The 24,029-nt window shown below is 36.1% G+C and carries 20 protein-coding genes and 2 pseudogenes; 13 read left to right on the top strand and 9 right to left on the bottom strand.

What is annotated here, in order from left to right:
* Positions 1 to 208: 208 nt before the first annotated feature.
* Positions 209 to 1,600, bottom strand: coding sequence for a cytochrome P450 (locus AC3ISB_RS16880; protein WP_480338737.1), 1,392 nt, complete (start codon positions 1,598 to 1,600; stop codon positions 209 to 211).
* A 368-nt stretch (positions 1,601 to 1,968) separates the two neighbouring features.
* Between AC3ISB_RS16880 and dfr the strand changes: the two are divergent.
* Positions 1,969 to 2,459 (top strand): annotated as a pseudogene (dfr, locus tag AC3ISB_RS16875) (DfrD/DfrG/DfrK family trimethoprim-resistant dihydrofolate reductase).
* Between the two features lie 138 nt (positions 2,460 to 2,597).
* On the opposite strand, the gene AC3ISB_RS16870 reads toward dfr, so the two are convergent.
* Complete coding sequence (locus tag AC3ISB_RS16870; protein WP_489273752.1) at positions 2,598 to 3,011, bottom strand: hypothetical protein; 414 nt, start codon at positions 3,009 to 3,011, stop codon at positions 2,598 to 2,600.
* A gap of 286 nt (positions 3,012 to 3,297) precedes the next feature.
* On the opposite strand from AC3ISB_RS16870, the gene AC3ISB_RS16865 reads away from it, so the two are divergent.
* The 4 genes from AC3ISB_RS16865 (at position 3,298) to AC3ISB_RS16850 (ending at position 8,739) form a co-directional block, all read left to right on the top strand.
* Positions 3,298 to 4,044, top strand: coding sequence for a polysaccharide deacetylase family protein (locus AC3ISB_RS16865; protein WP_489273751.1), 747 nt, complete (start codon positions 3,298 to 3,300; stop codon positions 4,042 to 4,044).
* 1,404 nt (positions 4,045 to 5,448) lie between these two features.
* Positions 5,449 to 6,078 carry a hypothetical protein gene (locus AC3ISB_RS16860; RefSeq protein ID WP_489273750.1) on the top strand — a complete coding sequence of 210 codons (630 nt, stop codon included), beginning with the start codon at positions 5,449 to 5,451 and terminating at the stop codon, positions 6,076 to 6,078.
* A gap of 140 nt (positions 6,079 to 6,218) precedes the next feature.
* On the top strand, positions 6,219 to 7,802 hold the full coding sequence (locus tag AC3ISB_RS16855; RefSeq protein WP_489273749.1) for an FtsX-like permease family protein: 1,584 nt from the start codon (positions 6,219 to 6,221) through the stop codon (positions 7,800 to 7,802).
* Between the two features lie 169 nt (positions 7,803 to 7,971).
* On the top strand, positions 7,972 to 8,739 hold the full coding sequence (locus AC3ISB_RS16850) for an ABC transporter ATP-binding protein (RefSeq protein ID WP_480338740.1): 768 nt from the start codon (positions 7,972 to 7,974) through the stop codon (positions 8,737 to 8,739).
* Positions 8,740 to 9,014: 275 nt separating this feature from the next.
* Here the strand turns inward: AC3ISB_RS16850 and AC3ISB_RS16845 are convergent, their stop codons facing one another.
* Positions 9,015 to 9,632 carry a cell wall hydrolase gene (locus tag AC3ISB_RS16845; protein WP_377408626.1) on the bottom strand — a complete coding sequence of 206 codons (618 nt, stop codon included), beginning with the start codon at positions 9,630 to 9,632 and terminating at the stop codon, positions 9,015 to 9,017.
* Positions 9,633 to 10,210: 578 nt separating this feature from the next.
* Here AC3ISB_RS16845 and AC3ISB_RS16840 point away from each other — a divergent pair.
* Positions 10,211 to 11,239 carry a D-alanine--D-alanine ligase family protein gene (locus tag AC3ISB_RS16840; RefSeq protein ID WP_489273748.1) on the top strand — a complete coding sequence of 343 codons (1,029 nt, stop codon included), beginning with the start codon at positions 10,211 to 10,213 and terminating at the stop codon, positions 11,237 to 11,239.
* 526 nt (positions 11,240 to 11,765) lie between these two features.
* Here the strand turns inward: AC3ISB_RS16840 and AC3ISB_RS16835 are convergent.
* The 4 genes from AC3ISB_RS16835 to AC3ISB_RS16820 form a co-directional block, all read right to left on the bottom strand.
* Positions 11,766 to 11,963 (bottom strand): IDEAL domain-containing protein, encoded by a 198-nt coding sequence (locus tag AC3ISB_RS16835; RefSeq protein WP_098371696.1) that lies wholly within the window; start codon positions 11,961 to 11,963, stop codon positions 11,766 to 11,768.
* 498 nt (positions 11,964 to 12,461) lie between these two features.
* Positions 12,462 to 13,088 carry an FMN-dependent NADH-azoreductase gene (locus AC3ISB_RS16830; RefSeq protein WP_489273747.1) on the bottom strand — a complete coding sequence of 209 codons (627 nt, stop codon included), beginning with the start codon at positions 13,086 to 13,088 and terminating at the stop codon, positions 12,462 to 12,464.
* A gap of 71 nt (positions 13,089 to 13,159) precedes the next feature.
* Positions 13,160 to 13,744 carry a DUF3238 domain-containing protein gene (locus tag AC3ISB_RS16825; protein WP_489273746.1) on the bottom strand — a complete coding sequence of 195 codons (585 nt, stop codon included), beginning with the start codon at positions 13,742 to 13,744 and terminating at the stop codon, positions 13,160 to 13,162.
* 145 nt (positions 13,745 to 13,889) lie between these two features.
* Complete coding sequence (locus AC3ISB_RS16820) at positions 13,890 to 14,474, bottom strand: DUF3238 domain-containing protein (RefSeq protein ID WP_489273745.1); 585 nt, start codon at positions 14,472 to 14,474, stop codon at positions 13,890 to 13,892.
* 151 nt (positions 14,475 to 14,625) lie between these two features.
* Here AC3ISB_RS16820 and AC3ISB_RS16815 point away from each other — a divergent pair, with 151 nt between their 5' ends.
* From AC3ISB_RS16815 to AC3ISB_RS16795, 5 genes are all read left to right on the top strand, one after another.
* Positions 14,626 to 15,099 carry a MarR family winged helix-turn-helix transcriptional regulator gene (locus tag AC3ISB_RS16815; RefSeq protein WP_144529982.1) on the top strand — a complete coding sequence of 158 codons (474 nt, stop codon included), beginning with the start codon at positions 14,626 to 14,628 and terminating at the stop codon, positions 15,097 to 15,099.
* A gap of 170 nt (positions 15,100 to 15,269) precedes the next feature.
* Positions 15,270 to 16,766 (top strand): helix-turn-helix domain-containing protein, encoded by a 1,497-nt coding sequence (locus AC3ISB_RS16810; RefSeq protein ID WP_489273744.1) that lies wholly within the window; start codon positions 15,270 to 15,272, stop codon positions 16,764 to 16,766.
* 173 nt (positions 16,767 to 16,939) lie between these two features.
* Positions 16,940 to 18,310: an MFS transporter gene (locus tag AC3ISB_RS16805; protein WP_098371702.1), complete on the top strand. Its 1,371-nt coding sequence runs from the start codon at positions 16,940 to 16,942 to the stop codon at positions 18,308 to 18,310.
* Positions 18,311 to 18,440: 130 nt separating this feature from the next.
* Positions 18,441 to 19,976, top strand: coding sequence for a histidine ammonia-lyase (hutH, locus tag AC3ISB_RS16800; protein ID WP_098371703.1), 1,536 nt, complete (start codon positions 18,441 to 18,443; stop codon positions 19,974 to 19,976).
* Positions 19,977 to 20,284: 308 nt separating this feature from the next.
* A complete protein-coding gene (locus AC3ISB_RS16795) occupies positions 20,285 to 20,584 on the top strand; it encodes a hypothetical protein (protein ID WP_489273743.1) in 300 nt (99 codons plus the stop codon).
* Between the two features lie 264 nt (positions 20,585 to 20,848).
* Here AC3ISB_RS16795 and AC3ISB_RS16790 read toward each other — a convergent pair whose 3' ends face one another.
* On the bottom strand, positions 20,849 to 21,052 hold the full coding sequence (locus AC3ISB_RS16790) for an alpha/beta-type small acid-soluble spore protein (RefSeq protein WP_034304517.1): 204 nt from the start codon (positions 21,050 to 21,052) through the stop codon (positions 20,849 to 20,851).
* A 486-nt stretch (positions 21,053 to 21,538) separates the two neighbouring features.
* Here AC3ISB_RS16790 and AC3ISB_RS16785 point away from each other — a divergent pair.
* Positions 21,539 to 21,894, top strand: a pseudogene (locus AC3ISB_RS16785) (NUDIX hydrolase).
* 245 nt (positions 21,895 to 22,139) lie between these two features.
* Here AC3ISB_RS16785 and cotR read toward each other — a convergent pair.
* Complete coding sequence (gene cotR, locus AC3ISB_RS16780; protein ID WP_489273742.1) at positions 22,140 to 23,096, bottom strand: sporulation hydrolase CotR; 957 nt, start codon at positions 23,094 to 23,096, stop codon at positions 22,140 to 22,142.
* Positions 23,097 to 23,244: 148 nt separating this feature from the next.
* On the opposite strand from cotR, the gene AC3ISB_RS16775 reads away from it, so the two are divergent.
* Complete coding sequence (locus AC3ISB_RS16775) at positions 23,245 to 23,430, top strand: hypothetical protein (protein WP_098371705.1); 186 nt, start codon at positions 23,245 to 23,247, stop codon at positions 23,428 to 23,430.
* Positions 23,431 to 24,029 lie beyond the last annotated feature (599 nt).

The raw sequence follows: 24,029 nt of genomic DNA, 5'->3' as shown, positions 1-24,029 counted from the left end.
TCCAAAAGGGTTTTAGAGGGATTTTTGGCATGGCCAAAAATAGTATATCATAAGGGAAATGAAATTTTTAGAGAAAGATATTGACATCCTATTAGCTGGTTTACTTCAAAAAATTGGGGTGATGCTGCAGTCTTTTTTATGGAACTAAGGGGGGATCTTCCCTAGGTGTAGAGTGACAATTTTGTTCATTAATACAACTTATATTCCTTTAAATTTCAGAAGCTTCTGGTTGGATACCTTCTATATTTCTTTCTTCGACTACCATGCGCAATCCACGTTTCGGTCTGAGTGTAATAGACGGAAGTGGTTTTACTTCATGATGGTCCGGCGCAAGCCTTATCCGATATCGTTGAGCAATGCACGCTAAGACAAGCACAGCTTCCATCATTGCGAAATGATTTCCGATACAAACTCTCGCCCCTCCGCCAAACGGAAAATAAGCGAACGGAGGTAGAGTTTTCACAAAGTTGTTTTCAAATCGCTCAGGATTAAAAGACTCTGGATTATCAAAATACTCTGGCTTGTGGTGCATCACATACTGACTTAACAGAATCATCTCGCCTTTTTTAAAATGATATCCTCCTATTACCACATCCTCATCCACTTTCCGTGATATTATAAAGCCAGGCGGGTATATGCGCATTGATTCATTGATAATATTTTGTGTGTACGTTAATTTCATATAATCGCCAGGAGTAGGGTTACGATTGCCGATTACGCTATCTATTTCATTGAAAAGTTTAGTTTCCACTTCAGGGTGTTGTGAAAGCAAGTATAAGGTCCAGGAAAGCACGTTTGCAGTTGTTTCGTGACCGGCAAGGAAAATGGTCATTAGCTCATCACGTACCTGCTGGTTTGTCATAGCTAAGCCATCCTCATCATCTCGAGCAGCCATTAGAATCCCAAGCATGTCCTCATGTCTCTCTGCATCTGCCCTACGTTTTTCAATAAAGTTATAAATCACTGTATCAAGTCTTTGTATCGAATTTTTAAATTCACGGTTATTTTTAGTCGGAACCCATAGTGGCAATTGAAGAAGTGTTCTCATCCTTTTAACAGCAATTCTCATAGATGCTTCTATTGGTTCCCCGAGCTCGTCATATCCATCTTTGAGGTTCATACTGAACATGGTCTTGCTGATAATTCCGAGAGCAAGGCTCATCATATCCTCCGTAATAATCCTTTCTTCTTTGTTTTTCCAAGTGGAAATATAGTCCATTGTTATATCAATCATATCCTGACCATAATTGCTAATATGAGACTTTTTGAAAGAGGGTTGAATAAGCCTTCTTTGGCGCATGTGAATTTCCTTTTCACTTGTAAGAAGGCCTTCTCCAAGTAATGGTTTTAAAGCTTGGAAGTCATTTGATTTCAAGAAGGATTTTTGTTTTGTTACAAGTACCTGCTTAATTAAATCTGGATTTGAAATAAAGTAAACATTTTGGAAAGGTCCAAAACGAATTTTAGCAACATCTCCATATTCATTTGCTAACCGGGTAAGAAAGCCAAGTGTATCTGAAATAAACTCCTTTGAATGGCCAGTAATTAGTCTTCCTTTTGGGCCCTTGGGAGAATCATGTGAAAAATCTGTGTCACTCAATGGTTTGTTTCCTCCATTTCGATATAATTACTTTTAATCATCCTATGAGGAAATTATTAATTGGTTTGGACAGGTTGTTAATAAGAAGACCAATAAATACAATATTTTTTAAAGATAGTTAATCACTTTGAATTCAAAGTGTTTATGAAATTGTAAAGGCACCCATCCCTTGGTTGTCACTTTTTTTTGATGAAAGCAGGTATGTATGGAACTAACTTACAAAAGTTAATCTTGTTGAACTAACAAATATGGGGTTGGAAACAGCTCCATTTTCTTATGCAACTTCCGGGGCAGGATAGTGGAACAAGGAATTTCAATAGATATCAGAAATTACATGGTAAAATAGTTAAAAAAAGGCTGTGTTATATATGAAAGTATCTTTAATTGCTGCGATGATAAGAATAGAGTCATTGGCAAGGAGAATGACATCCCTTGGAGAATCCCGAAGAATTGGGAGTATGTTAAAAATACTACAAAGGGACATCCAATCGTATTAGGCAGAAAGAACCTTGAGTCAATCGGAAGGGCTTTACCTGACCGAAGGAATATTATTTTGACTAAGAGCTTTACCTTTACCGGTTGTGATATTGTCCATTCAATTGAAGATGTTTTTGAGTTATGTAAAAATGAAGAAGAGATTTTTATTTTCGGGGGAGAAAAGATTTATAATTTGTTTTTGCCTTATGTTGAGAAAATGTACATTACAAAGATTCATCATGAATTTGAAGGCGATACTTTTTTTCCAGAAGTTAATTTCGATGAATGGAAAGAAATATCAGTTGAAAAAGGGATTATGAATGACAAAAACCCTTATAACTACTATTTTTATGTCTGCGAAAAAGAAACTTTTTTCAGCTAGATGCAGAAGAATATAAAAGTTTAATGGCACTCATAAACATAAATTCAATATACTTTTCATTAGTGCTATTGTTAACCAGTCAATTGATATTCCATCCATAAATTAGGGTCATAATAAATACCAAAATCGTTTTCTCTATCAATTTGTAGGCTGTAAAGCACCTTGAATAACATATCTGCCACTCTCACGAAAATGCATACTTGTCCATTCTTCGCAATCCTTTATGGTCCCAGTAACAGTAAAAGCTTTATAAATTGGTCTTACAATCTTTGCCCCCAGCTTCCAATGAGTTCGAATCCAAGGGTCAAATGGTGTATTATCCTCTCGTTTCCAATGGACGTAGTCATCAAAAGGTGTAAGTGGATAATCCACTTTAAAACTAGGCCGAACGGGTACAATTTTTTCTACCCCTTTTTTATTTGCTAACTTTTTAAATTCCGATAAGAGTCTTTGGCTTAATCCAGATTTCTGATAGTCGGCATGGATAGCGATATTCATGGCAAACAAAGTATTTACTGAATCTGGCTCTTTGTTCTCAACTCCTTGAATCAATGTATCTGTCCATTTAACAGGAGAATGAGATTTTATTCTTAATGAACTTACGGGTGCTTTACTTCATTAAGGGAGTTGCTTTGGCAGCTCTTTTTCTTATAGAGCTAATGTGGCAGTTAGTCTGATTCCTTAGTGTTTTAAGAAATTAGTTTTTCATTTGGGATTATCAAAGTCACCATTGATCAATGGGAGATAGAATCAAATATGGGATAAATCATAATAGAACTATGCTTTTGAGGCACAATAAATTGAAAAGATATAAAAAGGATGCAAAGCGAGGGATTTTATGAAAAAGGTTGTAATGTTTTTCCTATGTCTTCTTATCTTAATTCTTCCATCACAAGTTTTTGCTCAACGAAAAGTACCTATTTTAATTTATCATTCGATTGACGAGTTTACTGGGCAGGGCTCTAAGGAGCTATATGTAACTCCTGATAATTTCCAGAAACAAATGATTTATTTAAAAGACCATGGTTACACATTATTAACTTTTGATCGTTGGCAAGACATTTATAAAGTAAATAAACCCATTTTCATTACCTTTGACGACGGATACAAAAACAATCTGAATGCATTTGCTATCTTTCAAAAACTTAAAAACGAACGTTTTAAACCATGTGGTACCATTTTTGTTATTTCTGACTTTATCGGTCGTTCAAACCGATTATCTAAATCGGATTTAAAAATGATGGCTGATTCGGGTATAATCTCAATCCAGTCTCATACTGCTACACATCCTGATTTGACGGAAATAAAAAATTATGAATATGAACTGAAAGAGTCCAAAGAAAAAATTCAAAAAATAACAGGCAAACCAGTTATTGCTCTTGCGTATCCATACGGAAATTTCAATGACAAAGTCGTAGAAGAAACGAAGAAATATTATTTATTTGGAATTACGACAACTCCTGAACTATTTTCTGAGAAGGGCATAAAAGACGAACTTTATCTTTTACCACGAATTTATATCAAGTATTCAACTACTATTGATGACTTTGCAAAGATAGTTGAAGGCGGTTCCTATAACAGGTAATCGCTTTTTCTTTTGGAACCAAGGGAAAAGTACTTAATATTGTTTATAAGCAAATGGGTACGGAAAATAGGAAAACATCAAATATAATTCAAAAGTTTAAGGAGATAGATATTGAACTAATTGGGTGATTTATGATTGAAGTTCTTTAAAAACAATGGAGTTGATAATTTGATGACGAGAGTCGCCAAACTCATTTAATATCTTTACTGTATTAGTAATTAGCGATAAGTTTTGCTTTTCATATAATGTTTTGACCAATTCGAAAGTTGCAGAACTAGGATTTCTATCCGTGAATTATTTGGGTGTAATTACAATTCCGTTGATACATATAACTTGTACGAAATTCACCTGTTTTCTATTGGGTGAATATAATAGTATATTATGATATTTGGAAGTTTTTGGTCGCAAGGGTCCTCATATTTTAATTTATTAGTGACAAGTGTTCAATTGTCTCTTTTGCTGCTTGATAACTATTTGATTCCTGAAGAATTTTCTGGTGTTATAAAGATAATACTTAAGAGTTTCCTCAGCACAAGCAGCAAGGTACTCGCCTTGAGGAGTAAAACGGACACCGCTTGAAACACGCTCTTTTTCTGTTCTTTTTTAGAGAGAGTTAATATCGATTTTGATCAAAGCTATCATACTGAGGGAGTTCAAAAGGTTCAATGGTCATATTTAAGTATGTAGTCTTACTCAAAGATTGGCTACTTGGATATTCACTAAAAGGCATAAAATAAAAAGAAACATAGGCGATGGTTAATAGGACTATTGGGTGAGCAGTTAGGAATAAAAAATCAAATAGATCTCGACTGGGGGATAGTTAAACCTTGGGTAGATATGAGAAGTGGTCAGTCGGAGATTCATATTTCCTTTTAATAAAATGCTAGGTGAATATTTTTTTGAGCCTTGTTCAACTAAAAGGTGCAAGAGTTGAAGATCCAGCTGCCAAAGATTCTTGGTGGCTTTTTCTTATTAAGCTAACGTGGCAGGTTAGCTTAATAAGAAAATAATAACTGTCGAAATCTACATCTAAAGTTATATGGAAAATTCAGCCTTAAGATGTATCAAAGATTTCCATTAAATTGTTATATTTAAATAAGTGGAAAGCGTTTTATTTAATGAGTGTGTATCGATCGTCAGTTCTTTTTTATTATGCTAACGGTGCAGTTTAGTTGAAGAAGGAATGTAAATGAATATCTAATTTTTGTAAACCATAAAGGATTTTAGTATACCCAATTGAAGTAGTAAAAGATACTGGGTTTAGCAGAGGAAAGAGTGAGTATTAATAAATATCTTTTTATATGTTTAACGTTGATTTTGTCATTCTTGCTTAGTACTTGTTTTGGAAATGAAAAAGTTATAGAAATAGAAAAAATATTATCTATGTAGGAAGGAGGAAAAATTTTGTTTTTAAAAATTGTAAAGAATGATTTCATCAGGAATAAAATTTTAAATATATCAGTATTTGTATTTATAACTATGGCAGTTATTTTGGCAGCTAGTGCAACAAATATCATTGCCAATCTGATTCAGTCGATGTCGGAACTTCAGGAAAGTGCAGTCCCAGCTGATATTACGCAGATGCATTCCGGGGAATATGACCAGGAAGAAATCGATCAATTTACGGAAGAACACCGTGAGAATATAGCGATGCAGGAGACGATGGTTCTTTTGACTTTTGATGGAAGTAATATTCATTTTGACCAAAATCAAACGATGGCTGGAACTATACAGGATATTTCATTTGTCGTACAGAATAAAAATTTTGATTTTATATTGGATCTGGATAATGAAAAGCTGGATGTAACAGAAGGGGAAGTGGCGGTTCCCATCTATTTCATGCAGCAATATGACTTAAAAATAGGTGATACGATTACGGTGAAAAGCGGAGAGTATGAGAAAGGGTTTGTCATTTCAGATTATGCAAGAGATTTTGAGATGAACTCTTCCCTTACTTCTTCGAAACGGTTTGTGATTAATCAGGCAGACTATAATGAAATGCTTTTAAGGCAGGCAGGGGAACTGAATATCTGATCGAATTCAAACTGCATGAAAACGGGGATTCTCAAGGACTTCAGACGGCATATATCGAAGAAGGACTTCCAGCAAACGGTCCTACAGTCGGAGGAAAGGTATTTCTGTTGTTTAATGCCATGTCAGATGCGGCAGTTGCAATGATTATTATACTTATCAGTATTCTGCTGATTATTATCGCTTCGCTCTGTATCAGACTTACGTTTCTGGCAACGATTGATGAAGATTTAAGAGAAATCGGTGTGATGAAAGCAATCGGAATATCCAAAAAGGCTATAAAGAAGGTTTATCTTAATAAATACAGAGTCATGTCAGTAGCAGCAGGTATCATAGGCTATCTGCTTTCCTTTGCAGCAGTAAATCTGTTTAACGGTAATATGAGACTTTACCTTTCTTCGGATTTATCAGGAAACTTAAAATATGTACTATCTTTTATCGCTCCATTATTTGTATATTTTATGATTGTGATTTACTGCAAGAATGTACTGAAAAGAATCGATAAGATTTCTGCGGTGGAAGCATTGCGTTCAGGTATCATGGACCGTGGAAAGAACCGAAAATACAGTTTTCCACTGCTTAAGAACAAATTCTTCAGCACCAATATTTACATGGGACTAAGGGATGTATGGAAACGATTCAAATTATACAGGTTACTGTTCTTTATTTTTATCGTATGTACGTTTATTGTCATACTTCCCATAAATATTTATAACACCATGAATTCACCGGAATTTTCCACATACATGGGAATAGGAAAATCCGACATGAGAATCGATCTTCGAAGGACAGATACGATTACAGAAGATTTTAAAAAGCTGCAGGAAGAGCTGAAAAATGATTATGATATTGAAAAGTATGCGGCCTACATCACATGTTCCTACCAGGTCAAAAATGCGGCAGGTTCCTGGGACTATATTACTATTGAAACCGGAGATTTTTCAGTATTTCCATTAAAATATCTGGAAGGAAGAGCACCGCAGGGTGAAGGGGAAATCTCACTTTCCTATGCCAATTCGTCAAAAGATGGATTAATCAAGAAAGTGGGAGATGAGGTAGTCGTAAAGGTTGCCGGGACAGAAAAGACTTTGAAAGTAACGGGAATTTATCAAGATATTACAAATGGCGGGAAAACAGCAAAGGCGCATACCAGTCTTGGTTTAAATGAAGAGACCGTTCTTTGGTATATTGTGAGCATGGATGTGGCTCCAGGCGTTGATATTCGTGAGAAAATGGACTACTACCAGAATACCTATGATTCTGCGCAGGTAAATGATATCAAGGAATATACCCAACAGACTCTGGGAAATCTTATTGATCAGATGAGCACAATTGTTATAGGCGGAATCGCAATTGCAGTAATCATTGCAGTATTGATAACTGCATTATTCCTTAAGATGATATTGTCAAAGGATATGTCTCAGATTGCAATCATGCGAAGTGTGGGATTAACTTCTAAAAATGTTAGTCATCAATATATGTCAGGAACTTTGATGGTACTGATATTGGGAATCATATTTGGAGTGTTGGCTTCTAATTATTTAGGGGAGTTTCTTGTAAGTATGGCCATGTCCTCTATGGGAGCTGCAAAAATTGAATTGGTTCATGTTGCATGGCAGACTTGGCTGCTATGTCCGTTAGCGCTGATTGTAGTAGTTGGATTTACTATATCTGTGTGCTGTAAGGTAACAGTAGAAGATGATTTATCAGCAGTTTTAAGAAGTTAGAACGGCTGAAAAAGGTCCGGGCAGGAGGCGTAACTGCGAAGGTAGAAGAGGTCTCCTGCGTGAAGGCACCGATGCAGAAAAGAATGCAGATTCTTGAAAAATAAGGCGATTCTGGGGTGCCTCTGTGGATATAGACTGTGATTAAATGTTTGACATTGGAGGAATATTTATGAGCACTATATTAGAAGCAAGAAGTATGAACAAAAAAGTAGAATTAGGAAAAGATAATGAGCTTGATATCTTAAAAGATGTAAGCTTGGAGATAGAAGAAGGTGAATTCGTATCGGTCATGGGGCCATCCGGAAGCGGGAAATCAACACTGCTATATAATGTAAGCGGTATGGATAGAATGACTTCTGGTAGTGTGAAATTTAAAGGCCGCGAAATCGGCAGACTAAAAGAAGAAGAACTGGCAAAGATTCGACTGAATAACATGGGATTTATCTTTCAGGATATTAATCTTTTAAAGTATCTGTCAGTGATTGACAATGTTATGTTTCCTGCTCTTGTATCAAAAGATGCGGATAAAAATGCGGTACATCAAAAAGCAAAAAAACTGTTAGAAATGACAGGAATTAAAAATCTTGCAGATAATAATATCACCCAGGCATCTGGTGGACAGCTGCAGAGAGTCGGCATATGCAGAGCATTGATAAATGATCCGGATATCATATTTGGAGACGAACCGACCGGATCATTAGATTCCAAATCGACAGAAGAGATTATGTCAATTCTTGCAGAGATTAATAAAAAAGGGACAACCATAATGCTCGTTACGCATGATGCAAAGGTGGCAGCAAAAACCGAAAGAGTATTGTTTATGGTAGATGGAAATATTGTGGCACAGAAGAAAATGCGTAAATACGATGCGCAGCATGACGATATTAAGGGAAGAGAAGAAAGTATTATGAAATGGTTAGTGGAAAATGGATTCTAATTTTTCATTTTTTATCAATATCCCAGGCTTTTTTCAAGATGAAGGTCGTCTTTTTTATTCCACAAGATAGTTTGTGAAATATTGTCCTTAAACTATCGGGTGCGTTAGCTGAAGATAGGGCTGTCTTTAAGGCAGTTTTTTCTTATGGGGGTGTCACCAAAAAGGTCGGGCAAATACTGCCCGACCTTTCAACTATACCACACGACATAGTTAATGGGATATTTATAATACGAAACTATAAAAATATCATTCCTCAATATGTATGTAGATTAGTTTTACTTTGCAAATAAGTGGTTGCCTATTCTAATGACTGTTTTCCTTGTGAAAATCCATTCATCTGTTGCCGAGAACGGATTATAATAATAAACAGAACCATGAGTAGGATCCCAACCTTGTAATGCATCAATAACAGCTCGATAAGAATAGCTATTTGGGGTCAAATAATATTGCCCATCATGTACAGCTGTAAAAGCATTTGTCTGGAAAATAACATCGTAAGTATTTTTAGGAAAACCTGGCGTTGACATTCGGTTCAAAATTACTGCAGCGACAGCTACTTTTCCTTCATAAGTTTCTCCTCGAGCTTCTCCATAAACAACCCTGGCCATCATTTCAATACTATTTAATTTTTGTTGTGTTTGGAATCCAAAAACTCCATCTGGTAATATTCCAGAATCTAGTTGAAGTTGTTTCACTGCATGATCAGTAATTGAACCATAATACCCTGTTGGTTGACTGTTAAAGTAACCCATTTTCTTTAAATTTTCTTGTAAGTCATAAACTGCTTGTCCTTGACTTCCATTGTGTAAAATTTCTTGAGCATAGATTGAATTTGGTATAAAAAACATGAAACAAATAAAAACAACAAACGACATTTTTTTTACATTTAACATCAAATAATACCACATCCTTCGATTTATTTTCCTACTATTCTACTTTATCATACAAATAAAATAGATTTATCTTACATTATTCCTATTTTAAACCAAAAACCGAAGAAATTTTCAGACGAATTTGCCTGTTTATTGGGGTACCGCCTATCGCCATCAAGCTAAGAAAAAGGATTATATCCATAACGAAAAAATAAGCTATTCTTTCTGTAAATGCTGCTGAAGATAGCTTTTTTTGTTTTAGGGTATAAAGAAATTTTAACTTGATGGGCATGCGGCAAGACCCCTTATGCAACTAATGGGGCAGCATTCCTGTAATTAAAGAAATGTGAAAAAGGACAAGTTTGTGAAGAAGTGTACTTAAACTAAAGGGTGCGTTAGCTGAAGATCAGAGCTGTCTTTAAGGCAGCTTTTTCTTTATGGAACTATCAGGGCAAGATAGTTCAAGAAGGACTGGTGCAAAGTTTATCCGAAATAAGACATAAGAGTTTATGAAACTTTTTCCATTTCCATTCTTAATATATAATGAATGAGGTGAAACTATTTAATTAATAGTAAATAATCGTCATAGGAGGGAAAAAATGAGAATAGTTGTATTAGCAGGCGGATTAAGTGATGAAAGGGATGTTTCTCTTGCTTCTGGTGCTCAAATTTCTAACGCTTTAGTTTCAAAAAATCATGATGTATTAATACTAGATATTTATAAAGGTTTACAAGATGTTTCTGATTTTGAATCAGCTTATAAAAAATATAGAAAAGAAACATATACTTATAATGTGCCTAAAGAAAAACCTAATTTGGAAGTATTACGAAAACAGCAAAATAATCAAAAGTCTTTAATTGGTCCTAATGTGTTAGAAATTTGTCAAGATGCCGATATTTGCTTCCTTGCTCTTCATGGTGGAATTGGTGAAAATGGACAATTACAGGCCTTATTCGATATATACGGTATTCAATATACTGGTAGTTCCTATGAGGGCAGTCTATTAGCGATGAATAAAGTAATTTCAAAAGAATTAATGGCTTTTAATGGGATAAAAACGCCAAAATGGGATATTTATGATTTCGATAAAGAATTACCAGAAATTAATTATCCAGTAGTTTTCAAGCCAAATGACAACGGTTCTAGTATAGGAGTGATAATTCTTAATAATTCTGATGAACTTCATAAAGCATTAGAAGAAATAAAGGACATTTCAAATACTATTCTAATTGAAGAAAAAATAGATGGTAGAGAGTTTTCTGTTGGCATAATTGGAAATGCTGCTTTACCTGTTATAGAAATTATTCCTAAGAAAGGTTTCTTCGATTACCAAAGTAAGTATCAAGTAGGTGCAAGTGAAGAAATATCTCCTGCAAATATTCCAAATAGGCTAGCTGAAGAATTACAAAACACGGCGTTAAAAGTACATAATTTATTAGGATTAAAAGTCTATTCTAGAATTGACTTTATTGTTGATCAGGATAATGTAATTTATTGTATTGAAGCGAATTCTCTTCCTGGTATGACGCAAACTAGTTTATTACCTAAAGAAGCCCATGCTAATCAAATAAGTTATGAAGATTTATGCGAATTACTAATAATAGAATCTTTCAAGAAATACTCATAAGAACAAGATATATCATACGTAAACAAAAGCAGTGTGTAGTCAGTGCTTTTGTTTTTAGAGTCTTACAGTTTAATATCGTATTATTAGTAGGTACGAATCTGTAGTAAGAATTAAGTGATTTTATAAGTGAGGTCAGATTTTAGTTATTCAATTAAAGGGCGCGATTCTTGAATAAGGTTCGCTTTTCTTATCGAACTAACGGGTGCGTTAGTTGATTAAGGCACAAAAAAATAATCAATTATACTCAAATCACTCTTTCTTATTTTTATAAAAAGAGATAGGTTATTAAACATAGAATAATGAACAGAGTTTTGTTACGAGAAAGGCAATAAAAAACGTCCTTTTCATAACGAACAGTGGTGTGTTCAGAAAAGGACGAGTTTTGGAACAAATAATAACCTATTTATAATATCGTGCTTAATCGATAAAAATCAAATAAACGCCAATCCCTTATAGATATGGGATTGGCGTTTTGGCGTACTTCTTAAAGTTACAAATATGTTAAGTTCATTTTATAAACAACATTTTAAGAAATGTTTTTCAATTCCTCTGTTAATCGTAGGAATTCTTCTTTGTTTTGATCCTGTAATGACTGGTCAATCTCTTTTCGGATTTGCTCTTTTCGGAAATTAAGAAGGGATTTGTTTAACACCATTTCAGCAAATTCAGAATCCATGACGTTTATTTCAGGTTGTGGTGTTGTATTAGCCAAATTCTTTTCCATAGGAAACCAACTCCTTTACCTTTTTTCTATTATACCAATAATTTTCAGACTATTCAAATATTTTGCTTAGTAGTTCCAATGAAATAATTATCGTGTAAATACATTTAATTATCACCAAACAGAAAAATACTAGTTTTAGAACAAATAATAACTTATTTATGAAATGTTTGCTTTTTTACTTTTGTTCAGCAATCGGGCCAGATTGTGGAAGATCATTTTAAAAGAAAATTCGATATTTGTTGGTGAGATTTTGAAGGATTGTACTTAAGCTAAAGGACAGAATAGTTTAAGAAGGAAATCAAGTTTATATATATTTTGTCCATCAACTTTTCATTGTAATGTAATCCTTCTTTCTATCGTTTTATAAGATTAAAATGGAATTATTACATCAATTGGGTTCTAACTCCTCCAAAAGTAGCAAGATAAGCGAATAAAAAAGCAGTACCACCGCTATAAAAGTGTTGGTACTGCTATATTGAGTGACAAGTTTTGTATTAATTAGAACGTACTTGCTATTTTAACAGCTTTTTCAAGCCCTGCAGCAATAATTTCTTCTGCTTTATCTGAGAATTGATTGTGACCTTCAATCACTACTTTCTCTATATTTTTTACACCGAAGAAGCTCATCATACTTGCTACATATTTAACAGCCATTTCTACTTCAGCTTTTGGTCCTTCAGAATATACACCGCCACTTGCGTTTAATAATACAATTTTCTTATCTCCAATCAGACCTACTGGACCTTCTGGCGTATATTTAAATGTTTTGCCTGCGCGGTTTAAATAATCAATATATGTGTGTAGTACAGCCGGAATTGTTAAGTTCCATAATGGGAATCCAAACACAACTTTATCAGCTGCAAGGAATTGTTCTAAATATTTATCAGCAACAGTTACTGCTTTTGCTTCTTCTGCTGTTAAATCAAGTCCTCTACTAGCCTTAAATGTACCGTTAATCATATCTGCTCCTACATATGGCAACTCTTCCTTGTATAAATCAAGTTCTACCACTGTATCATTTGGATGTGATTCTTTATAGCTTGCTAAAAAAGCCTCATATAATTTCACACTCACCGCTTGGTTTGCGGGGCGATTGTTTGCTTTTACAAATAAAACTGTTGTCATTCTCTTTTCCTCCTGTTACTCGCTCTTATGTTGTTATATATTTATTCACTAAAAAGGGAATCCTATTGTCTTTACAATATCTTTTTAAAACTATATTCCATGTCTCCACCTAGAGCTTCAGCTGTATCACCAGTTTCTCTGAAGTCATGTGTATGAATCTTTTCAAACAGACCAAAGTTTACTTGCTTATAAAATTCATAACAAGGGAATCCGTCATGTGCACCTTGAATATCGATAGTACCATCTTTTTTGACATGTATAGTTAATAGATAATCAACGGGAGGTGCATATACATTTAATGGGTTGCTAGCACTAGCACTCATTTGAAATTTGACGTCATCTGACCTCCATACAACATCAGTGCACAAAATACCTTCCGTACTAGCTTTTCCTGTTTTTTTATTAACGGAACCATCAGGAGTTGTGATTCTTTCTGTTGTTATGCCAGTATTCGCAAATGTGAAGATTTCTTTTTTATAAAAATCTACAACTACTTCTTGTTCAATTCTGGAACGCATAGCGTTTACAGCATATGGTGTAAATTCACGTGAGTCACCTTCGAATTGAATCACGTTTCCTGTTTGAGTATCCTTCTTAGGTTCAGTCCAAGATATTGGAATAAATACACTTGCTCTAACTTTAACAATGTTAGTCATAAGAACCACCTCTGTAATTCTAATTTTATTTTGGGTAATTCATAACTTTGAGCCATTCAGCAAAACAGGCCGCAATTTCTTTCGTATAAATTATTGCTTTTCCTTTAATATTTGCTGCTTGTAAACTTCTACTTAGTATTTATATCTAGATTGTCGTTTTAAAACTGTATTCCATTTCCCCAGCTAGCGCTGCTGGAGTGTCACCAGTTTTTCTGAAATCATGTGCATATATTAATTCAAATGGACCAAAATCTATTTGTTTATAAAATTCATAGCAGGGGAACCCATCATGTGCACCTTCAATTTGTGAAACACCACTCTTGTTAACATGTATAGTTAATAAATAATCAGCCGCAGGTGCTGCTGCATTTAAAGGATTGCTTGCACTTGCCCTCATTTCAAAAGAAACTTCATCAGTGCCCCACACAACATTAGTACATACAATATTTTCTGTACTTGTTTTTCCTTTTTTATAATCAATAGAACCATCTGGATTTGTAACTTTTACAGTTACGATACAAGCATTTGTATATGTGAAAATTTCTTTTTTATAAAAATCAATAATCACTTCTTGCTCTAATCTTGACCGCATAGTGTTTACAGCGTTTGGTGTAAATTCACGTGCATCACCAGTGTATTCGAATATCTTTTCTGTTGCAGGATCTTTAATAGGTTCCAACCAAGCATACGGTGCAAATACACTTGCTCTAATTTTAACGATGTTAGCCATGAGAACCCTCCATAATGTATTAATTTTGTTTCGGTGAATCCTATTTCTTTTATAATTAAACTATAGTCAACTTGATTGACTACATTGCGTATAGTACAATGAATTTTAAATAAAGTCAACCTGATTGACTTTATTTAAGGAGGTTTTATGTATGAATCATGAAGTATTTAGTGAATTGGATCTTACATCACTTTTATCATTATCCTTTAGTACATCAATTAATGAATTACATGACAGATTGAGTGAATTTGGATTTGGAGATATTAGACCTGCACATGGTTTTATGTTTAAATGCATCACTCCCAATGGAGCAACAGGTATAGAACTAGCCGAATATCTAGGAATTACAAAGCAAGCTGTGAGTAAAATGGTGGATTATCTTGAGAAAAGTGGCTATGTAATGCGCAAAGCTCATCCCACTGATAAGAGAGGAAAAATTATTGTTTTGACCGAACGAGGTTGGTTAGTAGTGAAAGCAAAAGAGAAGATACTAACTGAGATTGAGCAACGTTGGATTGAAATCATAGGTGCTGAACGCCTGCAAATGCTCAAAGAAGATTTAACAAAATTAGTTTATGAAGAAAATGAAGATAAACTATCATCGAGGTTAAGACCTGTCTGGTAATTATAGAGTATGAAGGGAACTTTTAATCGTGCTTAAATTCGTACTAACAGTACAGCATTCATGTAATGATAGCACCAGAACCCTTAATCTGATAGACACTGTAGTGATGAAAATAAGCTTGGTTTGGCGATAATTAATAAGAAGAAATCTATCATTAAGGGAGTACCTGTATGGTTAAATTGTTAATTGCTGATCGCGATCAAAATGAACGAACAGGGATTGGCTGGCTAGTTTCTTCGTTTTCGATTCCATTTGATCACATTCTATTAGCAGGCTCAGTATCTGAGGTATTTCATCTAATAGAGGCCGAAGTACCAGATGTTGTTTGTATTGAACTCGATATGATTCCAAAGGATACGTGGGACAGCTTTAAGGAGCTGACCAAACGGTACATACAAAAGGTCATCGTCATGACGGCTGAAGCCACATTTGAACGTGCGCTTCAAGGCATCGAGCTTCATGCCTATGATCTATGGGTAAAACCTCAGTCGCCTGACCATATCAAACGAGTATTAACCCAGTGCTGCAAGGCCGTTTCAAAAACTGAGGAGAAACGAGAGCCATCGGCTCAAATTGAGGTTCCTTCCGTATCTTACAGTTCTCTATTCGTGCATCAAGAAACGTTAGGCGCCAATTTCCGATTAATGCTGATGCAGTTGGAAAATTCGAAGAAACAACCTATACTGCTATCTTTTTTACAAGAATATCCATTTAAGAACCGACCGGTTGTATTGCCGCTAAGCGACATGATCGTTTCTGTTTTTTCATTCGATAACCAGCAGCCACAGCCACTCAAACAATTAAAGCACATAGGCAATCGGATTCTAACCGAATGGGAAGAGCAGTTTTCGGAGCCCATGTCACTAGTTTTATATGATACTAATGACCCGTTGCTTTCGTTAAATGAAAAATATCTTCATGCGAAGCAAGCGCTAGAAATTCGTTTTTTCAAAGGATATCGGCAGCTTTCGGTCATTGAGGATAAGGTGAACTGGGTTATGATCGATCCGTTTTTAACCCCGTCTGAACAGCGCGAATGGATTGACATGCTGAACGAAGGTGACAGGGACAAAATTAAGCAGTGGATGTATAAAGAATTTTTGAATAAGGAAGATCCCTATCCCGAGCCAGGTTTATTGCGAACCCGGTTAACAAGCTTATTAGCCCAAGTCCGACGCTTCATGAAGTCATTTTACCTTGACGAAGGGATGCTTGAGAGACGTTATCATCAAGTATTTGAATCCATCCTATACAATCCGATTCTATATCGGATCGTCCAGGAGTTATTGCTGTTCTTATATGAAGTTCTTGATCGGGCAAATAACAATCAAGAAAACGCTCGTACAAATGTGATTGAGCAGGCCATCCGGTACATTGAGGAGAATTTTACTAACCCTGAGCTAAGGCTTGAGGACGTTGCGAACCAAGTAAACAGAAGCGCAGCGTATTTTAGCTCGCTCTTAACAAAAAAACAAGGAAGCTCGTTCCGACAGCTATTAACAAAGACACGGATAAACGAAGCGCAGCGTCTATTGATAGATACAAAACTCTCGATTCAAGATGTAGCAAATAAAACAGGATTTATAAATGCAAATTACTTTAGCAAAATTTTTAAGGAAAAAACCGGTACAACCCCCCGTTCATTTAGAAATCGTAAAAAAGTATAGAAATCTAAAATAATTATAGTTTTCAAATGTAAGCGTTTTACATTACACTTTAAATTCGAAAAAAATTAGAAAAATTCAAAAAATAGACGTCTGTTTTCAATCGCTTTCCTTCTCTAAACTAGAGAAGTAGGAAGTGTCCCAAAAATCAAATATTGAAAAGGGGAAAGACGCTTATGACCGAACAAAAATTTAAGATGGATGACGCTCCACTTAACAAGTTCCATATGAAAATTACAGCGCTTACTTTTGGCTCAAATTTCTCTGATGGGTATGCTCTTGGGATTATAGGAGTGGCTCTTACTCTCCTTAGCCCACAAATGGAACTCAATTCGATGTGGGTAGGACTAATTGGAAGTTCTGCTTTGATCGGACTCTTTTTCGGTAGTCTAGTACTTGGAGGGTTATCTGACCGCATAGGCAGACAGAAAATATTCCTGCTTAACTTTTTATTGGTCACTATAGCTTCGTTGCTGCAACTATTTGTGGATGGTCCCGTAGAGTTGTTAATTTTGCGGTTACTGATAGGTTTTGCTCTCGGAGGCGATTATGCAGTCGGATCGACTTTACTTGCCGAGTTCGCGCCTAGAAAGTATAGGGGGTTCTTACTGGCTTCTCTAAATGTGCTCTGGACGGTTGGTTACGTCTCTGCAACCATTGTCGGATATTATTTAGGACAAGCTGGTCCGGAATCATGGCGTTGGATGCTTGCTAGTGCTGCAATCCCTGCATTCATTGTGCTGCTACTGCGAATCGGAACGCCTGAATCACCACAATGGCTCATCAGCATGGGACGTATTGATGAAGCACGCCATATCGTAAAGAAGTATATCGGGCCTAATGCGGAAATCGACGAAACTATTATTGAGACTCAAAATAAAAATGGCTTTCGTGCTCTTTTTAACAAAAAATTTAGGAAGCGAACAGCTTTTGGAAGTCTATTTTATGTCTGTATTGTCATTCCGTACTTTGCCATCTACACATTCCTACCGTCTATCTTAAAAAGTATGGGTTTAGCAGAAAACTTCACTGTAGACTTGTGGTTAAACATATTCCTAATCTTGGGTTCGGTTGCTGGTCTTTGGCTTATGGAGAAATTTTCTCGAAGAGGTTTCACGATTAGTACGTTTGCAATCCTGACTGTCTGCTTGCTTATGCTTAGCATTTTTCACGAACCTAAACTTTTAGTAATTCCGATTTTTCTGGCTTTTACTTTTATATTATCAGCAAATTCAAATCTTACGCTAACATATCCGGCCGAACTTTTCCCAACCGAAATTCGCGCATCTGGGGTTGGTTTTGTGACAGCGTTCAGCCGAATTGGTTCTGCTATCGGGACATTCCTCCTGCCCCTTAGTATGAACACTATAGGGTTGGATGCCTCGATGATTGGAATGACGGCTATTCTGTTAATTGGTACTATCATTTCGATTGCCTGGGCACCGGAGACAAAGTCACTCTCTTTAAGCGAGGCAAGTAATCCTTTTAATGAAGCAAGTAATTCAAATTCAAACTTAAACCCCTTGAACCATAAGAAGATTAATTGACATGAAAAAAGGAGTACCTCTCCAATTCTCGAAAGAGAGGTCTCGTTGCGAAATTTTACTAATCCAAAGGCTTAAACATTATAAAAGTTAATGTTTTGTCAAGCTACACAATATAGGAGATGAGTTTATTATGAAAACACAAGAAAAAGTAATGATAACTGAAGATGATTTTAGTATCGGGGATTTGATTTCAGTAGCAAGGCATCATGCCCCTTTGGAGCTGTCTATGAGTGTAAAGAAAAGAATTAGCCAAGGAAGGGATATAGTCGAGCGTTTTGTCGAGGAAGAGCGAGTCATATACGGAATTACGACCGGAGTAGGAGAGAATTCAAAAATAAAAATTTCAGCCTCTGATTCGAGAGAATTGCAAAAAAATATAATTATGAGTCATGCTTGCGGTATGGGCGATCCGTTGGAGAAGGAAATAGTAAGGGCAATTATGGTGATGATGATCAAAAATTTATCCCTTGGTTATTCTGGTGTAAGACTTGAAACGGTAGAGAGATTAGCAGAGATGGTGAATAAAGATGTCATACCATTCGTCCCTCGAGAAGGTTCCCTAGGTTACTTAAATCATCAGGCACATATCAGTTTGGTCCTTTTGGGTATGGGTGAGGCCTATAATCAGGGCGTACTAACAGATGGCGAGACGGCTTTGAAGAAGGCCGGAATCAAGCCAATCGAACTGCATGAAAAGGAAGGGCTTTCTTTGATTAATGGCACGGTAGATATGACTGCAATTGGCGCTCTGGCCGTTTATGATGCCATTAATGTTCTTAAGGCGGCAGACATTGTTTCGATAATCAGTTTTGAGGCGCTGAAAGGTACATACTATGCCTTTGATCCCAAAATTAGTAAAGTAAAACGTCATCCTGGACAAAAAAAGACAACTGATAATATTCATAAGCTGATAGAAAACAGTGAGATCACGGAAAAATTTAAAGATTACCGCACACAAGATGCTCTTAGTATTAGATCCATTCCACAAGTGCATGGAGCTTGTAAAGACGCTGTTGATTACGTTCGGACGATTGTGGAGAGAGAAATGAATTCAGCCTCAGATAATCCGTTGGTGTTTGATGATCAAGAGGGTGCAAGAGCGATATCCTCTTCCAATTGTCATGGAGAAGCGATAGCCTTAGCCATGGACTTTCTGGCAATCTCTCTATCTGAATTGGCCAATATTTCTGAACGAAGGATTTTTAGACTCGTCTCGCCTCAGCATAGCGAGCTGCCCCCGTATTTGATCGAGCAAAGTGGGCTTAACTCGGGCTATATGATTCCTCAATATGTCGCGGCGTCATTGGTTTCTAACAATAAGGTTTATTCACATCCGTCGTCTGTGGATTCCATTCCGACAACCGGGGGTCAGGAAGATCATGTAAGCATGGGGACATCTGCAGCTTTAAAGGCACTGAAAGTAATCGCCAATACTGAAAAAGTGATTGGGATCGAATGGATGTGCAGCTGCCAGGGGATTGAATTCCATCAGCCGTTACAGCCTGGAACAGGAACGACTGCAGCCTGCGATTTGTTTAGAAAATATGTGCCTCGCCTTGAGCAGGACAGAATTTTATACAAAGACATGCGTACAGCTGCGGAACTGGTTCATTCAGCAGAAATTGTAAAGCATGTAGAAGCAAAAATCGGTCCTTTGCAATTTTAAAGATATGATTCATAGCTGAAGTTGCAGTTTGAATCAATAAAAGAATATGAAGGACAAGATATTCGTTTAGAAATAAAAAAATTTAACAATATATGATGACCACGAGACTCGTAAAGTAAAAACAATATGGCCACTCGGTTTCATGCTTGATCAAACGGCAATCCTAGAAAGAGTAACAGTAAAAATAAATAAGGAATTCAATTTCGGAAAATAAAACATACAAGATTAAAAGGGTAGAGTTTTCACCATTAGAAACAAGAATTGTCGTTACTAAATCTGACACGAAACTCCTAACAGATGAGAGTGGGTTGAAATACAAAGTATTAAGCAAACTGGAACATAAACTCCTTAATTCAAGGAAACATGGTAAAGAACACGGTTATAGTGTTGAGTATAAAAAATCTGGTGTATTTTTAAAATCAGCTGGTGAAAAAGTTGAACCCATTTTTAGTAAGTCTGAAGTAGCAGGTGAAGATGACGAATATGTAATGATTTTTGCTCCGGTTAAAGACCGGCAAGACTGCTTGCTAGGAGTTGGTGATGATATAAAGATTAATTTTAACAAAGTAAATTATATTTACTTAATCCTTATAAATATATTAAATTAATCTTCCGTAATAGGGCGCGATTCTTTAATAAGAATCGCTTTTCTTATAGAACTAAAGGGTGCTTTACTTCAATAACAGGGTGTTGCTTTGGCATCTTTCTTATTGAACTCTAACGGGGCAGGTTAGTTCCACAAACACAGTGTATTCGTACTGTGACGTAGCAAAATAACAGCTACTGATGTTTCTATTTCTTTTTTTAAAAATTTGTAAAATTATAAATAGGGATAGTCCAATCACTATCCCTAACATTACATATGATTTCGATTAACGAGTTCTTCCGCCTAATTGTTGTTCAGCCATTTGCACTAAACGTTTTGTAATTTCTCCACCAACAGATCCGTTTGCACGAGATGTTGTATCAGCGCCAAGTGTAACACCGAATTCACTAGCGATTTCGTATTTCATTTGTTCTAGAGCTTGCTCTGCACCATTAACTACTAATTGATTACTGTTGTTATTTCTAGCCATGTTGTCAGCTCCTATGAATGTAATGTGTTGCTAGTCATAGGTTTTGATATTGTTAAGAGTTATATACATAGAATTTAAAATAAATTAAGACAGTGATTAAGTGAAATTAAAACTCATCTGTAGCTCTAGAAGGGAAGAGCACAGGAACCACATTGAAGCCACCGGGTCGCAAGGTAAGGGTTTCAGAAGCTCCGAAAAGCAAATAATCTGAGGCAGGTGTAAATCATGCCGGTGAATATCCGTAGGGAAGCGTGTTCATCCATAGCCTATGCTTACCGAATCCCGTCAGAGGCTTTCTCCTCCTATTGCACAGTTTGTGTCAACTATACACTAAGCCTTATATAACTAACGGTTGCGTTAGCTGAAGATCGGAGCTGTCTTTAAGGCAGTTTTTTTTTTGGGGGCAGGTTAATTCAATAAAGTGCATGCAATAAGGGAGGGTAATGTGTGAGAGATAGAGGTTCGGTTGTGCTTGTAGAAAATAACATGGTTGGACTGATTAAAAGAATTAGGAACGGTTCTGTTTACTATGTTTTTCCTGGTGGTGGAATTGAAGAAGGTGAAAATCCTGAAACAGGGGCAAAAAGAGAAGCCTTTGAGGAATTAGGTGTAAAAGTCAACGTTAATGAGTGCTTTGCAAAGGTTGAGTTTAACGGCACACATTACTTTTTCTTAGCTGAAATTATCGAAGGAACTTTTGGTACTGGACAAGGTAAGAATACACCAATGAAAATAGAGATAGAGGTACATATTTGCCAATATGGGTAGATATAGAAAAACTATCACTCCTTGACGTTAAACCGAAAGAAGTTGCTTTAAAAGTACAATCCATTTTCACCTAACAGGTTCTCAATAAGGAAGGTTGCGTTTGCAGCCTTTTTCTTATAGAACTAACGGGTGCTTTAGTTGAAGATCGATCGGAGTTGTCTTTAAGGCAGCTTTTTCTTTATGCAACTATCGGGGCAGTATAGTTGAAGAAGAACTGAATAAATAAATAAAAACAGCCAGGTTCTGGCTGTTTTTTTATAAAAAATCCAAATGCTTGCAATAAAAACAAAAATTCAATCAGATTTATGGGATAATTTTATTAATTCCAGTTTTTCTCTATAAATTGAACTGCAGGTTGTAAATTTGTTTTGTTAGCAATTGAAATGACAGTGGGAACCACAGAAGGGTCCGTTTTGGATAAATTAGGGATCCGTGGATTTAACCGAAAAAAACGATTTCCTAGAAGCTGAGAACTGACCATGGATTCATAGTAGCCGGATCCACTAGCGACTATCTGAAGAAATGGCAGTAAGGGTTCATTGGGCGATCGGTCCCAAAGAACTCCCCAATTTGGGGGAAGGTTCTTCATATTTTCGGGGCGTATGTTATCTGCACTCACCATCCCCCACCCCTTCGTATCTCTTCTTAATTGAGTCGGCTCTTCACCTGTTCCAATGGATAATACCGCAATTTGATCCAACGGCTGTTTGGCTTTCCCCACTGCAAACGCGATACTGGCTGTACTGGGGTTAGTTGCTACTGTATACCCATCCACGTAGTTTTGATAGGCTCGTTGCGTCGCGGGAGCACCACTGCTCCGTAGTATTACATCACTCGCTTTCTCATTTAAATAGGGAGAGCCAGGAAAGTTGTGGAATAACACAGGAGTCCAACGATTCAGCTCAGGTGAGAATAAATGAAATGCAGGGACAACAATTCGTCTTTTTAAGTCTTTGAGGAGAAGATCTGGTGGAAAAAATGTTTGTACCGCTTTAATGAAACTGGAATATGGTAATTGTTGGTTAAAAACAGGTCCGCCTGGTCGGGAAACGCTGAATGCCGGCAGGATTTTATCCTTAAAAAACTGGAGTGTCTCCTTCGGCGATCTTCCACTTGCTAACGCAAGGGCAGTGAATGAACCGATTGAATTTCCCGAAAAAACATTGGTTCGACTAATTAATTTTGGGTTTTGCTGAGCCAGTCTGTTCAAAAGTTGTAAACTTAAAGCACCTAAGGTGCCGCCTCCATCAAAGGACATGATTCGATATTTTGTCAAAGCTGATTTCTCCTTTCTAATCTGGTCAAAAGTATCATTCAGTATATGTTTATTTTTCAGGAGCCGGATTATGTAGCTAAACATCCAAGGAAAGACTCCATCGAGTATATAAAAAATACTACGACGAGGATAAGGAGACTACGTTTGAGTGGCAGTACGGGCAAGCCAAACGGGAATTTATTATGCACGTACTCTGTTTGTAATGGGTGATGAGAAAGGCAGAAAGTACAGCCAAAAAAACTTGAAAGAAAAAAAAGCCATAGCGGTGGGCTACGGCTGCCTGTTCCGTCCTCAAACAGGTTATTTTGCAACCCTGTGCACAAAAGGTTATTGATTATTATTAAATATCGTGCAATCCTTCAAGATGGAGATCGCTTTTTCCAACAACAATATTGTGAAGAATTACACTTAAACTAAAGGGTGCATTAGTTCTAGAAATCGACTTTTAATATTGGAATTTTTCTTAGCATATATTCCGGAATGGGCGGTATAGCATTCTTGCTACCATACGTAAAAGAACACTTTCTCGAAGGTGGAGTTTCTTCTCAAAACAACCATTATTCGCATTCGTTAAATCGTAACACCAAGATAAGGAGGGTTTGTATGTCTTCTGCACAACAATTTTTTTTAATAATCATGATAATATTAACCATATTTTTCTTAAATGCTAAAAGTGCTCCAAAGAGGTCTAAGTATAGTATTGCAATATTCTTATTAGTAACTTTTATATTAGTATCTAGTATAACTTTTATCATACTTTGAGAGATTAATTTAAAATGAAAAATCAATACAACCCCAGTCGACATAACATCTAATTAACGGAAGTTACCAAACGAACAAAACCCTAAATTTGGCCAAGATCGGTCATATTCAGGTTTTTTTTGTTGGAAAATATGGGTTAAAGAGTTCCTGTAATCTAAAATTACGATTCTT

This window comes from Peribacillus sp. GL_122 (assembly GCF_057835005.1).
The sequence above is the reverse complement of the archived record's forward strand: the minus strand, read 5'-3'. Positions and strand labels throughout refer to the sequence as shown.